Source organism: Paenibacillus sp. CB74 (assembly GCF_055687625.1).
Window position 1 is genome coordinate 4,489,505 of sequence record NZ_CM146009.1, and the last position, 15,220, is coordinate 4,504,724.

The 15,220-nt window shown below is 45.1% G+C and carries 14 protein-coding genes; 4 read left to right on the forward strand and 10 right to left on the reverse strand.

Features of this window, described 5'->3' with window-relative positions; genetic code table 11:
- Position 1: 1 nt before the first annotated feature.
- The 6 genes from ACX9NY_RS19795 to ACX9NY_RS19820 all read right to left on the reverse strand — a co-directional run bounded on the left by ACX9NY_RS19795 (position 2) and on the right by ACX9NY_RS19820 (position 8,000).
- The gene (locus ACX9NY_RS19795; protein WP_339258817.1) at positions 2-949 is read right to left on the reverse strand and encodes an NAD-dependent epimerase/dehydratase family protein; all 948 of its coding nucleotides are present in this window, start codon (positions 947-949) and stop codon (positions 2-4) included.
- Between the two features lie 372 nt (positions 950-1,321).
- On the reverse strand, positions 1,322-2,377 hold the full coding sequence (locus tag ACX9NY_RS19800) for a hypothetical protein (RefSeq protein ID WP_342571826.1): 1,056 nt from the start codon (positions 2,375-2,377) through the stop codon (positions 1,322-1,324).
- Positions 2,378-2,425: 48 nt separating this feature from the next.
- Complete coding sequence (locus tag ACX9NY_RS19805) at positions 2,426-3,919, reverse strand: class I adenylate-forming enzyme family protein (protein ID WP_472474614.1); 1,494 nt, start codon at positions 3,917-3,919, stop codon at positions 2,426-2,428.
- Positions 3,916-4,158, reverse strand: a complete 243-nt coding sequence (locus ACX9NY_RS19810) for an acyl carrier protein (RefSeq protein ID WP_472474616.1) — start codon at positions 4,156-4,158, stop codon at positions 3,916-3,918. Before ACX9NY_RS19810 ends, ACX9NY_RS19805 begins: the two co-directional genes overlap by 4 nt.
- Positions 4,159-4,879: 721 nt before the next feature.
- A complete protein-coding gene (gene rlmD, locus ACX9NY_RS19815) occupies positions 4,880-6,625 on the reverse strand; it encodes a 23S rRNA (uracil(1939)-C(5))-methyltransferase RlmD (RefSeq protein WP_472474618.1) in 1,746 nt (581 codons plus the stop codon).
- 493 nt (positions 6,626-7,118) lie between these two features.
- Positions 7,119-8,000, reverse strand: a complete 882-nt coding sequence (locus ACX9NY_RS19820; protein WP_074093499.1) for a diacylglycerol kinase — start codon at positions 7,998-8,000, stop codon at positions 7,119-7,121.
- Positions 8,001-8,523: 523 nt separating this feature from the next.
- On the opposite strand from ACX9NY_RS19820, the gene ACX9NY_RS19825 reads away from it, so the two are divergent.
- Entirely contained in the window at positions 8,524-9,240 is a 717-nt protein-coding gene (locus tag ACX9NY_RS19825; RefSeq protein WP_472474620.1) for an NPP1 family protein, read from the forward strand.
- Positions 9,241-9,417: 177 nt separating this feature from the next.
- On the opposite strand, the gene ACX9NY_RS19830 is transcribed toward ACX9NY_RS19825, so the two are convergent.
- Positions 9,418-9,834, reverse strand: a complete 417-nt coding sequence (locus tag ACX9NY_RS19830; protein WP_472474622.1) for a DUF4395 domain-containing protein — start codon at positions 9,832-9,834, stop codon at positions 9,418-9,420.
- Between the two features lie 76 nt (positions 9,835-9,910).
- Positions 9,911-10,837, reverse strand: coding sequence for a ketopantoate reductase family protein (locus ACX9NY_RS19835; protein WP_472474624.1), 927 nt, complete (start codon positions 10,835-10,837; stop codon positions 9,911-9,913).
- Positions 10,838-11,007: 170 nt separating this feature from the next.
- On the opposite strand from ACX9NY_RS19835, the gene ACX9NY_RS19840 reads away from it, so the two are divergent.
- On the forward strand, positions 11,008-11,577 hold the full coding sequence (locus ACX9NY_RS19840; protein WP_339258804.1) for a TetR/AcrR family transcriptional regulator: 570 nt from the start codon (positions 11,008-11,010) through the stop codon (positions 11,575-11,577).
- A gap of 78 nt (positions 11,578-11,655) precedes the next feature.
- Here ACX9NY_RS19840 and ACX9NY_RS19845 read toward each other — a convergent pair whose 3' ends face one another.
- A complete protein-coding gene (locus ACX9NY_RS19845; RefSeq protein ID WP_472474626.1) occupies positions 11,656-12,441 on the reverse strand; it encodes a sirohydrochlorin chelatase in 786 nt (261 codons plus the stop codon).
- A gap of 1 nt (position 12,442) precedes the next feature.
- Positions 12,443-12,733, reverse strand: coding sequence for a YerC/YecD family TrpR-related protein (locus ACX9NY_RS19850; RefSeq protein ID WP_017690665.1), 291 nt, complete (start codon positions 12,731-12,733; stop codon positions 12,443-12,445).
- A 452-nt stretch (positions 12,734-13,185) separates the two neighbouring features.
- Here ACX9NY_RS19850 and ACX9NY_RS19855 point away from each other — a divergent pair, with 452 nt between their 5' ends.
- A complete protein-coding gene (locus tag ACX9NY_RS19855) occupies positions 13,186-13,821 on the forward strand; it encodes a tyrosine protein kinase (protein ID WP_339239506.1) in 636 nt (211 codons plus the stop codon).
- Between the two features lie 135 nt (positions 13,822-13,956).
- The gene (locus ACX9NY_RS19860) at positions 13,957-15,045 is read left to right on the forward strand and encodes a DNA alkylation repair protein (protein WP_339239505.1); all 1,089 of its coding nucleotides are present in this window, start codon (positions 13,957-13,959) and stop codon (positions 15,043-15,045) included.
- Positions 15,046-15,220 lie beyond the last annotated feature (175 nt).

A 15,220-nucleotide genomic window follows, 5' to 3' on the forward strand; every position in this document is an offset into this window, starting at 1 on the left:
TTTAATGGATATATTGACCCTGGTAATAATGGATCGTTTTAGCGAGTGCATCATGTAAACTGATCGCCGGTTCCCAGTTCATAATCGTCCTTGAAATGGTAATATCCGGCTTCCTTCTCCTTGGATCGTCTTCCGGCAGCGGGAGAAACTCTAACTGCGCGTTGGACTTCATTAACTCCTTCAATATTTGGGCGACTTCAAGTATGGTGACTTCCTCCGGATTCCCCAAATTGACTGGCTGTTCATACGTGGTGCTCATCAGTCTCACAATCCCTTCCAGCAAATCGTCGATATACTGAAAGCTTCTCGTCTGTCTGCCGTCGCCATAAATCGTAAGGTTTTGCTTGGACATGATTTCATTAATGAAATTGGTAATGACGCGTCCGTCATGTAGATCCATCTTCGGGCCGAATGTATTGAAGATCCGAATGACCCTTACCGGTATACCGTATTTCCTGTTCATCCAGTAGGTGATCGCCTCTGCATAGCGCTTCGCTTCGTTGTAGCAGCTTCTTGCTCCAATCGAATTCACGTTGCCATAGTAGCTCTCCGGCTGAGGGTGAACAGTTGGGTTACCGTAGATCTCGCTTGTTGAAGCCAAGAAGAAGGCAGCCTGCTTTTCTTTGGCCAGATACAGCAGATGCATCGTCCCTTCGCTGTTGACCCTCATCGTTTCGATCGGATAGGACAAATATTTAGGCGGACTGGCAGGGCTTGCAAAATGCATCACCCAATCGACAGGGCCTTCAATTGCGAGCGGATAAATGACGTCATGCTCGATAAACTTGAAATTTGGCGACCGTAAGAGATTGTCTATGTTGACAGTAGACCCGGTCAGAAAATTATCGACACCGATAACGGAATGGCCTTCCCGCAGCAGCCTCTCGGCAAGGTTGGAACCGATGAAACCTGCAACTCCTGTTAATACAATGAATATTATGATCCCCACCCTTGCTTAAGGTTTGTGAAACCACTATTAATTCAATCGTACAGGTATAATGCTATGCATGAATCACAAGATGTCGGGTCAAATAAAAGGAGAGATTCATGAGGTGAGCTGATTCGCTGTGGTTGTGCCGGAAAAAAGCGCTTGAAGCAATGCGGATCGTTGAAAGAGAAGAAGGCGATAGGCTGTCAGCAAACGGAATCGTTAAGACAAAAGAGCAACGTTAGGCTTACTCCATACGCTGTATCGCAACGATTATAATCCCGGCATCACTCCCTCCATAAATATGCCCGGATTACCACGGGCTTCGAGCTAACGCTTCTATTCAGGTGCAAGAAAAGATATCCACAACTGAGATCATCTGCTCCCTCAACATTACTGAATGTCTACTTTCTTCAGCCATCGTTCAAGGAATATGGATTCTTCATTTTCTATATTCGTAATCAGCGTTTGTAAACTTTCGGAAATACTCGTATCCTTTGTCAAATTATATTTAATCGTTAGATTCACAAGGATCTTTGCTTTAATTTCAATAGCTGTGAATTCATCTATATGCTCTTGATTTAATTCAATTAAATGCTGATTATCGTACAAGTACTTGAATCTTAGCGTCATTATCTTCTTATGATCATAAAGTAAATGAAAGGGTCTTATATCAAGCATAGCCTTATGTTCCGATGTCTCTTTCGCATAATTAAATAGAGTTGTATATATTTGCATGCCGAAGTCAAGATTATGCCTGTCGCCCCCGTAGTTAAACATCTCCCAATACTCCGGCGTTTTCTTAGTGAAATAATTTCTTATCGAATTCACTAGGGTATCTGCACTGAATTTATCCTGATAATGATCATTGAATGTATACAGGTAAACCATTTCTCTCAGATAATCATGATTCGTTGTTAGATGATTCTTGTCGAACGCAAGATTGAAATCAGTAAATGATATCTCAGCCTGACTATACACCCCGTTCTTAAAAAAATCGGAAACATACAATATCTCTCTATCCAAATCATAGCCGTAAACAAATATGTCATGATGCAATTGAAGTTTATTGTAGCGATCGCTTAAGGGCACGTAGAAATAATTGATCATGGTATGGACATAGTTATTGGCATTAATATTTTCTACAATAAAATGAATAACAGAGTCCCATTTCGTTGTTACAGTATCTCTATGTAGCTTTTGAGTAGTAATCCATTTGCACGCATCCGAAGGTCGCAGCTCATAAGTCAGAGGGAAATAAAAATCTCCCCAATGGTGTTTATAATCTTTGTTAATAAATAATTGAATATAATTGCTATATATCCATGGGTGTGCGCACTCGTAATGGGTAAGGATCGACAAGAGATGAGCATGTTGCGTATAGGTTGTAATCATCGGATAACTGACCGGCAATATTTTTCTGCCCAATGTTTGAGTTGAATTCTTCAACCTTCGTTCACCCCTGGTTATTTGGTTAAATGGCTTAAGGATTCCGAATCAGTATATCTCATTTAGCAATAAGCGCTTCGTACTTGCCCTGTCCAGTTTTCCTGTCTTTGTTTTTGGAATGTTATCTACAATCCTCCATTGTCTAGGCACTTTATACGATGACAAATGCAATTTGCAATGTCGTGTCAGTGCATCTATATCAACCAGGCAATCATTAAAGACTTTCAGAAATGCGATGGGCACTTCACCTAACAAATTATCGTGTACACCAACAACCATGACCTCCTCCACTTCTTTCAAGCCGTACAAAAATTCCTCGATTTCTTCCGGATAGATATTGATACCGCCGGATATAATGATATTCTTCTTTCGGCCTGTGAGTATAAGACATCCTGATTCATTCCAATATCCCAAATCTCCTGTCTTCAACCAGCCCTCAACAATGGTAGCGCTCGTTAGCTCCGGGTTTTTGTAATAACCGAGCATCACATTCGGGCCCTTGACCCAAATTTCTCCGATAGCTGCTCCTTCAACCTCATTCTCTTCTTCGTCGACAAGACGAATAGAAACGTCATTGATGGGTGATCCACAGGATAAGCTGCGCTCTCCCCGTTCCATCATGCTCACCCGCGGAGAAGCTTCGGTCAATCCATAGGTTTGAATAATGTCCGAGTGAGGAAATACAGTCTGAAGATGGTCTACTAATTTCGCGGGAATCGCCGCACCGCTAATTACAATAAATTCAATTGAATCAAAGGCACTCCAGTTCTTTGTCTGATGGAAATCGGAAACAAAGTGCATCAATTGCGTAGGCACCGCTGAGAATGCCGTGACCGCCTTATTCTGAAACAGTTTAAACGCTGTGCGCGGCAGCAAAGGCAAGCTGATAAGTTTAATTCGGGTTCCATATAACATGCAAGAAATCAATTGCGTGACAATCGTAGAACTGAAATGAACGGGCATCGTTACAAGAAACGAATCTTGATCCGTATACCCCACCTTTCCGCCATGTGCCAACGCATTCGTTAATACATTCCAATGGGATAACATAACGATTTTAGATTTTCCGGTTGTGCCTGATGTAGGAAGGAGAATCGCACATTGATTGGGATTGGACTGATTGGTTAACGAGATCGATTCGAACGCAGGCATTGGTTCTTGCGATAAATCCTGAGCGGTAACCCAAGGAATGTCGCAATTTAAATGCGCAGGCTGTGCAGATTTGCTGATAACCAATTTGGCGTCACTGGCATTTAAAATATTTTCAATTTCAGTATTGGATGCCGAATAAGGAACCGGTACTAACACAAAACCGCAGAATTGAATGCCAAGCGCCGCAAAAATGAACAAGGGCTCATTATTTGTGTATAATGCAAGATGACTTCCGGACTCAAGCTCAAAATTCTTGTGGATGTATAAAGCAATCAAATAAGCTTCTGTCATCACCTCTGCGTAAGTCCATTGCTGCTTTAGATCTTCAAGGATAATATGATCTTGGCGATCAGAGGCCTCCAGAAATAGACGCTGAATGATAGTCATCATAGCGTTTTCTCAGTCAAATAATTAAGGATTAATCCAGCCGTGGAGAACTTCTCAAATAACAGATCTTCATCAGGGATCGAGATGTTAAACTTCGATTCCACTAAAACAATAAGCTTGATGAAGCCTACTGAATCGATCCCTTGTTCCAACAAACGGGTATCGTGGTCATCCGAATACTCGATGTCCAGCTCAGCAAAAATTTCATCTCTCAAGATCGATTCTATTGATTTAGACATCATATTCCCCCGTTAGATAATCTTTAGAAAGGCTGATTAAAGAGGATAGTATACGTGATGAGCAAGTGAAAGTAATTGTGCAGAAGAATGAGTCCATAATGATGGACAAGGTGAATTTGCACTGAAAGAGTTGTTTGCATAGTTGTATGCAGAGATTCTGCAATTCATGCTGGAGGCGGAGTATGACACGATGCAGGACATAAAAAGCTTGATGCGAAGAGTACAACGACGGAAATAGTTGAGGGTTCCTTCGTCAACATCGCAAAGCCTAAAGAAAAAAGCATTTTCCCAAGCAATGAAACGTTGCTGAAAATGCTCTACAAAACTACGATGAATACGATGAATGTCACTCGTAAATGGACAGTGCGTGTACAAAACCGGGACTAAGTACACCATCAAATCTCCATTTTCTTCCTCGGCGGAATTGAACTATATTGTCTAAAGTTTTGCTTGGGAGCGTTTACACTAGTAGATTTACAGCACCAAGCGCCTGATATATTAAATATAATTACATATATGCCAATTGTCAACAGTTTCGAAAAGCCTGTTGATTCCCTCTGAAATTCCATTGTCATCTGGCTGTTCCTAGTATTACAGGTACAAAAAAAGACACGGAAGAACAACTCCGTGCCTATATAAAGCAAGACGGTTCAATCAAAGCCATACATTACATATTTCCAATCCTCAATCAATAAGGAAGTTGGAACAACGAGAGGCGTAGGAATTAATCCTGCCCCTTCCATTTGAGCATCGCCACCGACTCCACATGCACCGTGTGTGGGAACATATCCACTGGCGTTACCTCAACCGTGCGATACCCGCCATCCTCCAGCACACGTAGATCACGTGCCAGCGTGCTCGGATTACAACTGACGTACACCACACGCTCCGGCTTCATCTCAAGGATTGTATCCAGCAAACGTGGATCGCAGCCCTTACGCGGCGGATCGACAACGATGACATCAGCTTCGATGCCTTGTTCTTTCCAGCGTGGAATAACGTCCTCGGAGGCGCCAACTTCAAACTTCACGTTACGCATCTCGTTCAAAAGCGCATTGCTGCGAGCATCCTCAATCGCTTCAGGTACAATCTCTACCCCGTACACTTGATCCGCATGTTGTGCGAGGAAAAGAGAAATCGTTCCAATGCCGCAATAGGCATCAATTACCGTCTCTTTGCCGCTCAGTCCGGCATATTCTACCGTCTTCCCATACAGTACTTCCGTCTGCACCGGGTTCACCTGATAGAACGAACGCGCCGAGATCGCAAACTGCACATCGCCAATAAAGTCATAGATTACATCACGTCCCCAGAGAACGCGGGTCTCATCGCCAAAGATAACGTTGGTCTGTTTTTTGTTCACGTTCTGGCAGATGCTCGCGACATGCGGAATCGCTTCACGGATACTGCCAATCCATTCGTCTTTGTACGGAATATCTCGACCATTGGTAACCAGTACAAGCATCATCTCGCCTGTACGGAACGCCTTCTTCACAACCACATGGCGCAGCAGGCCGCGACCTGTCTCTTCGTTATATGCACTGATTCCAAAATGACTGCCGATCTCTTTCACCTTCGCAACCACTTCGTCATTGTGCTCATGCTGAATAAGACAGCTCTCCATATCGATGATCCGATGGCTTCCTTTGGCATAAAATCCTCCTACCAGGCCACCCTCGGTCACACCAATGGGCACCTGTGCTTTATTCCGATAGCGCCACGGCTCGTCCATACCCATCGTAGGCAGTACACGAATGCCCTGCTCCGTATCTTCTCCGTTCATGACACCTTCAAGGCGAAGTCGAATACGATTGCTGCCGATCATTTGCACTTCAGAAGTAGCTGGTCCAGTTGTCTGATTCGCATCACCAACTGAAGCGTCATCCTGCACGTTGGATCCCAACGTCTCCGCATCCTCCACCATCACGTTCAACTTGCCAATCCGCTGCAAATTATCTACGACCAACTGGCGTTTCCACGCAAGCTGTCCGGCATAGCTCATATGCTGGATCTGGCAGCCTCCGCACTGATCATAGATCGGGCAAGGCGCGGACACACGATCCGGGCTGGCGTTCACGATCTCCAGTAACTTGGCGTAGCCATACTGCTTCTTGGTTTTCATCACGCGCACACGCACAGTTTCACCTGGAAGCGCACCCTGCACGAAGAGCGTATATCCATTCGCACGACCTACGCCCTCACCGTCATGGTTCATACCAATGATGTCGATGACGGTCTCTTCATTTTTGCTAACGGGCAGCCCTTCGATTGGTGCAGATTCACGCGCTCTCCCCTTTGGACGAATGGCAGAAAGAGATGCGCCTCGTGGCCGCACCTCTTTTCCTTGCTGACGTGATGATTGACGAGATGATTGACTTGGCTGACGGGACGCCGAAGCGTTCCCTTGCCCCTGAGAGGCAGCCGAATTCCGGCGGTTTTTTCCACGACCGCTGCGGTTCGTATTAGACAACGTACATTCACTTCTTTCTTCTTATATAGTACCCTGCCTGTGCAGGCGAGGGAAAAATCTCATTTTTCATTTTGTTCCTGATTCTAACGAATCTGGCATACCTTATTCACATCAAAAATAACGTTCCGAATTCTAATGAACTTCAGAAACGTTATATCAACCTCAGATGGTGTTTTACGACCTTATTAGATCATTTTCTCCAAAATAACGACGTTGAGATTCGTTCGATTCGCAGCTTCGGCGATTTCGCCACTTTTAAGGCTTTCTGAGTTCGTTAAGCTCAGACGCACGGTGACCACATGAGATTATACGCGATCCCACCGTACACAGCAACTGGAAAATCCACTACCATCCGCCTTATCGCAGAGCTGAATCCAACTCTCCTCAACAGTTATGCGATACTGTGCAACCACCGCTGCAGCTTCATAGCTTTTCTGAGGCGATCAACATTGCTTTTCGCAAGCGACCCCTAGTGCCCCCAGCACCCACATTTTTAACGATACAATTGCAGATGATGCTTGAGGTTCGTAAATGTGGCTGGCAGCGTGCCGCCCAACTCTCCATCAAGGTTCAGTTGCACATAGCCTGGCGAGGTAACTTCCATATGACTCGTCTGGAAATGAACCACTTTCTTGTCGTTCAGATGCTCCCCACGCAGCGCGAGCGTTACGAGTCGGATCATGTCAGCCAGATTACATTTACGGACACCGATCACATCGAACAGACCATCGTCAATGGTTGCACCTGGAGCCAACTTTTCGAAGCCCCCGACCGAATTGGTATTGGCGATGAGGAATAACATGAATTCATCATGAATCTCTTCCTGACCGTCGGCGCGAATAATCAGCTCCTGAGGAGACAGGCTCGCCATTTTCTCAATACCCTTCATATAATAGGCCAGTTGCCCAATCATCGTTTTCAGACGACTCGGCACTTCATAGGTCAGTTCAGTTAATGACCCGCCACCGGCGATGTTGATAAAATATTTATCATTCGCTTTGCCCAGATCGAGCGGACGAAGCTGCTGGTTAATGACCAGATCCACGTAATCTTCCCACTGTCTCGGAATGCCGAGTGCACGCGCAAAATCATTCGTTGTTCCCAAAGGAAACACACCCAGCGGAGGACGGTTCTCCCGCTCGGCCATACCGTTGATGACTTCGTACAATGTACCATCGCCACCAGCAGCAATAATCATGTCATAGCCGCGTTCAATTGCGAGTTCAGCTTCGCGGGTTGCATCACCTTCACCTGTTGTTGCATGACATGAAGCTTCAATACCACCTTGATCCAAACGCTGCAAAATATCAGCCAGACGTTTCTTCATTTCTTCCCGGCCTGAGGTCGGATTATATATTAAGCGAGCTTTTTTCATCTCATACGCCACCTATTCCACATTATCCATGAGTCTATACGACCTCATAATCTTACCTTGCATCAGTCCACAAAAGGGCAAAATTTTAACACAACAATGAACTTCCGTTCATTCTGCTCTAATCTTTCGTCTTACCTATATCTATGCATCAGGAATTCCGTCTCATTCCAAAGCCTTTAACTCCTATCATATCATCAAATGTAAAGATGTCCTAGCCTATAATCTATAAGTATATTTTTTCATATATGTACCCACTAATCCATCTAATACCCAATAAACATCCTGCACCAGTCCTGAATCTTTCCCACTGCCTTTTATGTAAAATAGTCTCATTATTCAACCATTCTGCCCGCTTGCACAGGAATTAGTCTTCGGTTTCGATACCTTCATCTGATTATGACATGGATATACTACAAATTTACAAATCTTAAGATAAAAAGATAAATAATATAAACCTTTTTACACTATAGTCTTAGTGCACCCTCCCCCAGCATCACACCTTATCAGCGAAGGAGAATTAGGAATGAAAAAAATTGTGTTAATGCTCCTGGCCTTTCTTATGGCATGTGTTCCTTGGGTCACCGTTGTTGAAGCAGCGGAGATTAATCATGATCAGGTTGTCGGATTTCAGGAACTCTCACCCGTTACCGTGACACAACAAGCAGCCAAGCGTTTTCAGCCTTTTCTCAAAGTCTATCATGGTTGTGTGCCTTTCCCCGCAGTGGATCAACAGGGCAATACCAGTGCTGGTTTGAATACGTCCGGGTCATCGAATGGAAACTGTAGCTCCAGTACAGGACAGATTTACTCCCGTTCCGCTTGGCACAATGGGGTGTGGGCTATCATGTATTCGTGGTATTTCCCCAAAGACTCCCCTTCCCCCGGACTCGGCCATCGTCATGATTGGGAAGGTATCGTCGTGTGGGTAGATAATCCGGCAGCAGCCAATCCTCAGATCCTCTCCATCGCATATTCCGGTCACGGACAGTTCACCAACGTCTCACCGAGCAATACCAATACACAAGGTAGCCATCCGTTAATTTCCTATAATAGCACCTGGCCGCTAAACCATGAACTAGGCGTCACCAACGTTGTTGGGGGAACACAACCTTTAATCGGATGGGACGACCTGACTTCTGCGGCACGAAATGCGCTTAATACTACGGACTTTGGCAGCGCCAACGTACCTTTTAACGATAACAATTTCACGAACAATCTGAACAAGGCTTGGTTTAGGTAAAAAAATCCCCTTCAAGTGAACGGTTCACTTGAAGGGGATTTCATGATGAAGTGATCGTATCACGATCGCTATAGGTTCAGCTGATACTTGCCGCAAGAAAACTCCTCGAAGTATAGCTCTCTTTACTCGAAGTATCGGGCGTTCTCTTCATCGTATCTTCGTCTCACTTCAGCCACCTCAAAATCCAATTTTTCTGCCTGCTCGCAATTGTTTGTACCAGAAGTATACGGTGCAGCCCACACAATAGCCCACCAGGGCGGCACTTGCAGCTGCAAGAAGCATCACAGCAAATAGATAACCTGCGACCGTCCAGCCGAGTGAAAATGAAATGATCGCCAGAGACAGGAAGAGCACAGCCAGAATATTGTTGAATCGCTGCAGCTCCACTGCCTGCGTTTCTGTCCCTTTATCGATCAACACAACTTTCCCAATTTGCACAAACAGATTAAGCTTTCCACCGGAAGCCAGACCAACCACCTGAATGCTCCACAGCGCGCCCAGAACTACAAGTGGATTGAACACAAAAGAAAGTAAAACAAACAACACAATACCGACCTGATTCGCTTTCACATAGCGCATGGGCACTACTCGCATCAGAATATCACCTTATTCCTATTTTATTAGTTGGTTTTATTGTAGTCGGTATTGGGTTAATGAGCAAGAGTACACTTTATTTAAGGGGAGTAAAATCTCTTTTCAGCACGTCCCAATGGGGTGTCGGGATGCCTGTTGTCTTTTTCCAATCGTTAAATACATTATTTAGTGCCTCAATCTCTCCAAAAGAACCCGCAATCAGCTTATGGATTGGAAGCACACTGTAGATCTTCAACAGAAGGTACAACGTCCGTTGATGCTTACGAATCATTTTAGCCTGAATCTCCGGTATAATCGTTATGCCCATTGCCTCAAGTACGCTGAAGCCCTCATCCATCGCCCTAATCATATGATGAATTTGCTTTCTGTTCCCGTCCAACTTGATCAACTCAAACTTCTCATTAAAGCTCACTGCATTCAGCATCAGAATGGGCACAATATGGCTTTTCAACCAGGCATCAATATCGCTTATAACATTCAACTTGTATTTCACATGTTGGAAAGCTTGATCCAGCAAAGGTTTAAATTTGATATCACCGTCGAGACTGCCAATCACCATTTGTCCGCTGCCTCCACCGATCGATAACATGCGGCCTTTTTCACGCTTCCCTCCACTCACGTGGAATCCAAACGCAATCTGTTTTGCCTCCTTGCTGTTTGCCTCCAAAAAGTTTTGCATGCTTCGTGCATCCGCGTTGTTACCTACGATTACAATATTGCTGCTCTGATTGTCTGCCAGAATAGGTAATATTGAAGGAAAATCATTATATTTCATCACAACAAAAATCAGATCATATTGGTCATCCACCTCCAACGTTCTGGTGACCCGAACCGGATCAACTGTCGTTTTGAATTGAAACATATGCCGGATGACGACTCCATCCTTCTCCAACTCCTCTGCTCGGTTCCCTCTAGCCAGAATTGTGACATCATTGCCACCGCGCACCAGGACGTGCGCCAGTTGACTCCCCAGAACCCCCGCACCATACACTAATATTTTCATTGGTTATCCCTCAATTTCATATTTTATGAATAATCGTTGTTTTATCAACATTTGTTGATAAAATAAGAGTAACAAAGCACCTACTATGCTTCAATCGTTAAAATATCCGCTTTTGTTGAATAATCAACGAATGTTTCCTTATTGTTGAAAAACCATCTATAGGAGGGGCCATGGACAGACGAGTACTCAAAACACGAAAGGCGATAATCGAAGCTTTTGTCGGGTTACTGGAGGAACAGGATTTCGAGCAAATTACGATAAACGATATTGCTGATCGGGCTAACGTAAACCGAGGAACCATCTATTTGCATTACGCTGACAAGTTCGACCTGTTGGATCAATGCATTGAGACCTATTTGCAAAAGTTGTTGGATGCCTGCATGATCGAAAGCTCTACTACAACACCTGTTACGGCCAAGGATGCGCTGCTCAGAACTTTCCGTTATCTGGAACAGTATGCCTCTACCTATACTACACTTCTAACCAAAAAAGGTATTCCGGCATTCCGTAGTAAGTTGATGACATTGTTGGTCCAGGGAGTACAGGATCAGATGGATGCCTGTGGCATCCAGGAAGGTATGAAAAAAGAGATTACCATACAGTTTCTTGCTTCCGCTGCTGTAGGCCTCCTGGAGTGGTGGATTATGAATGCCATGCCTTATCCGGCCGAGGAGATCGTTGACCAATTAATAGATCTACTGGAACTACATCTGAATTTGCACGCTCCCATAAGTGGGTAACCTGGGCCCTCGTTTGAGTGTTCGAGTGGTCTACAACAAACAAAAAAACCACGTCCTTGGACGTGGTTTTGATATACTTCAAGAAGAAGCCCCAACCTCATTACATCTCTCCAACAAAATCTGGATCTGGCGCTCCAGCCACTGTCCAAGCAATGGATGTGGCAACAGCGTCTCACCACTATACTCATAATCCAGTTCCTTCAATCGGTCGGGGATTACGTTCCTCGTGAAGTAACCGGCACTCAAAAACAGCGGCGCCACAATAACCCGGTTCCCCCGCTCTTCGCTCCAGTACTTCACTTTGTCATACACACTCTCCGGATTCAACAACGCATAATCCGTATGGGCTACACCACTAACTTCCTGCACAAGCTCTGCAAGAGAAGAGATTCCGGCTTCCCAACGCTCGCGAAAACCATCATGAATACTCCCATGTCCCACCAGCAGAATCGTTTCCTGCTCAGGCTGCTGCGAGAGTGACTTGACCTTATCCCACACCATAACGGCAATATCCGAATCGTTATCTACTGGATAACCGAAGTGAACCCGAGCCTTGACATGGAACGGTTCCAGATCCGTTTCGCGATCAGGTGTTTCCTTTGCACCAATGGCATATTCAATTTCATCCACATGTGTACTCCCGGATGAAACAAATAGAGGTACGACCAGAATATCGGTTACGCCTTGTGCTTCCAGTCGGTCGATACCGTCCTGGATTAAGCGTCCTTCCACTAGTTCAAGAAAACCAGCTTCAATGGGCAATGGAATAGGCAGATTCAACCGGGAGATCGCGTCATCGACGGATTCCACCCAGGTCTGCTCCTGTGAACCGTGACTGATGATGAGTACGCCCGGCTTCTTCATGTTAGCGTCCCAGGCGTTCCAGCGTCATTTTATAACCATCATTTCCGTAATTCAGGCAGCGTTTGACACGTGAGATTGTAGCTGTGCTCGCACCTGTCTCTGCTTCAATCTGGTTATACGTATTGCCTTTACCCAACATACGAGCCACTTCCAGCCGTTGGGACATGGATTGGATCTCGTTTACTGTGCAGAGGTCATCAAAGAAAACATAACACTCTTCAATATCTTTTAACGTCAAAATAGCCTCAAATAGTTGTTCAATGCTTTTATCATTTAGCTTTTTCAGCTGCATTTCATCATCATCCCCTAGCGGTTACTGTGTACCTACATTGTACTCACACTGAGTTGGTATTTCAAGCGTTACCGATTTCACGCACTACAGAATAAAAATACATGTTACCGCTTACAAAAGGTACTATTGTCCTCCCCTCGCGCACATCAGATGAAATTACCCCGCTATTTCCCAGTTTTCACCTGTATATATCCGATTACTTATGTAGGATTTCAACTCGTTAAATTGTGACGATTTTGTGTCTAAATAACATTTTACTCTTTGACAACCTGCCATCATGCCATGCGCCCAAATCCGCAAATATCCCGTTTTCCGGGATACCCGCCTACGCCGTCTCTCCGCGAATGACATACAGTATAACAAAAGGGAGTTCCACTACCGCATATGATGTACACTGTCATGAAACTTGTGGAACGCAATTCCGAAATCCAATAGAAGGAACGTGATCGTTCATGCCACAGCATTATTATCACCGCCAGCCAGCACAAGGGCACCGACCGTCTTCTCATGCACATCGGCAGGCACATACTTCTGCCTATGTGCCGCCCGGTATGGTTCAGCGGTCTTTAAATGAAACTCAGATTCAACCGATGTACCCTGGAGTAGAGCCCCATTACCCGGGCTTCGGTGAAGTCGAAGCATCTGCAGTCGTACCCTATGGGCAAGGTGTAGCTGGAGGGAACTTATACGGAGGTGCAGCACAGGTTGTTGCCCCAGCTCCGGTACCGACACCTGCTTCTGGCAGTTCAGGCTTTTCATTAGCTAACATCGGTGAGTTAAAAGGAATGATCGACCGTTTCGGCGGTATTGATGGAATCATGAGTGGAATAGGCAAAATGCAAAAGGTCGTCGGCGGCATCCAGCAGATGGCTCCGATGATGAAACTCGTTATGGGCATTCTGCCTTTTGGAAAAGGTAAAAGTAATAACAGCGCGGCTGACGCAGACTATGAAGAATATACGCCGCCCCGGAGACGGAAACGCAAGCGGACGAATAAACAAACGAGCACTCCACGTCGTCGCAACACAACTCCAGTCCGCCGCAAATCCAATTCCACGAAGCGCCGTCCCAAAAGTCGCAAACGTTAAACTCATCCAGGCACCCCCATACAGAAGGTGGGTGCCTTAACCGCGTTCATCACTACACACATAAAATTTCAGGAACCTATGTTCTTATTTCTGCAACTTTGAGGTATACTGGATAGTAACTAAAGGAGGCGGACCATGGAACTTTTCAAAGACAAATACACGCCCGCACTAATCGATCGGACAGGCGAACTGTTGCATCAATTCTACCCAGAGCTGGATACACAGCTATTTCATGAATTGGTTTTCGCTGAAGGCTGGGAACAGTTGGAATTCAAAGGGCGCATTCGCCGAATCACACTGGCGTTGACCGAAGTGCTGCCTAATAATTATGAAGAAGCGTTACATATTATCGAACAAGCCGCTCCGAATATGAGAGGTGTTGAATATCTGTTTGTACCGGATTTTATCGAAGTGAACGGACTTGAGCCGGAGGATTACGAATTATCCATGAAGTATCTGACCCTCTTCACACCTTATTCCAGCTCCGAGTTTGCGGTACGCCCGTTTATTGAACGTTATCCCATGCAAACGATGAAACATATGATGGCGTGGGCAGATAGCCACAATGAGCATATCCGCAGACTTGCCAGTGAGGGGAGTAGGCCACGTTTGCCATGGGGCGCCAAACTTCAGAACTTTATCACTGATCCAACACCTGTACTTCCGATTCTGCACGCATTGAAACAGGACGAGTCCCTCTATGTGCGCAAAAGTGTTGCCAATCATCTGAATGACATCTCCAAAGACCACCCCGAACTGGTCCTGGATCTGGCCACCACCTGGTATGGACAACATGCCCACACAGATTGGATTGTCCGGCATGCCAGCAGGTCCTTACTGAAGAAAGGACATCCCAAAGCACTAAGTCTTTTTGGTTATAACGAGCAGGATTCCATTCACATTGAGCAGCTTCAGCTTGTACAAGATACGATTGCCATTGGCGAGGATCTTCATTTTTCATTTGATGTTGTTAATGAGAGTGGTGAGTCACAGATGCTGCGAATTGAATATGAGATGGGTTATATGAAGGCAAACGGCAAGCAGGCTCCCAAACGATTCAAATGCTCTGATAAAATGTATCCGACAGGCAGAACCAAGGTAGCCACCAAACAGTCGTTCAAAATCATTACAACGAGAAAATACTATGCCGGATTACATACGCTAACGATTGTAGTGAATGGTCAAGCGGCAGCAACAACTTCTTTTGTTCTTGAAATGGAGTAACAGGAAGCAATCGTAAGTTATACACATCTCACTCCAAAGAAATACTTATTCACATGTGGATAGAATATTTCTAGCATATCTATAGCAGCATCAGAAAGGCCACCTGGCAAACATCATCTCCCTACAGTTATTTCTGCCCGAGATCATGACCCAGTGGCCTTTTTTATATGTAATT

Excerpts from the sequence above, each read along its gene's own strand:
- ACX9NY_RS19805 (WP_472474614.1), bottom strand. The coding sequence starts at position 3,919 with ATGATGACTATCATTCAGCGTCTATTTCTGGAGGCCTCTGATCGCCAA.
- ACX9NY_RS19810 (WP_472474616.1), bottom strand. The coding sequence starts at position 4,158 with ATGATGTCTAAATCAATAGAATCGATCTTGAGAGATGAAATTTTTGCT.
- ACX9NY_RS19820 (WP_074093499.1), bottom strand. The coding sequence starts at position 8,000 with ATGAAAAAAGCTCGCTTAATATATAATCCGACCTCAGGCCGGGAAGAA.
- ACX9NY_RS19825 (WP_472474620.1), top strand. The coding sequence starts at position 8,524 with ATGAAAAAAATTGTGTTAATGCTCCTGGCCTTTCTTATGGCATGTGTT.
- ACX9NY_RS19830 (WP_472474622.1), bottom strand. The coding sequence starts at position 9,834 with ATGCGAGTAGTGCCCATGCGCTATGTGAAAGCGAATCAGGTCGGTATT.
- ACX9NY_RS19835 (WP_472474624.1), bottom strand. The coding sequence starts at position 10,837 with ATGAAAATATTAGTGTATGGTGCGGGGGTTCTGGGGAGTCAACTGGCG.
- ACX9NY_RS19840 (WP_339258804.1), top strand. The coding sequence starts at position 11,008 with ATGGACAGACGAGTACTCAAAACACGAAAGGCGATAATCGAAGCTTTT.
- ACX9NY_RS19845 (WP_472474626.1), bottom strand. The coding sequence starts at position 12,441 with ATGAAGAAGCCGGGCGTACTCATCATCAGTCACGGTTCACAGGAGCAG.
- ACX9NY_RS19850 (WP_017690665.1), bottom strand. The coding sequence starts at position 12,733 with ATGCAGCTGAAAAAGCTAAATGATAAAAGCATTGAACAACTATTTGAG.
- ACX9NY_RS19855 (WP_339239506.1), top strand. The coding sequence starts at position 13,186 with ATGCCACAGCATTATTATCACCGCCAGCCAGCACAAGGGCACCGACCG.
- ACX9NY_RS19860 (WP_339239505.1), top strand. The coding sequence starts at position 13,957 with ATGGAACTTTTCAAAGACAAATACACGCCCGCACTAATCGATCGGACA.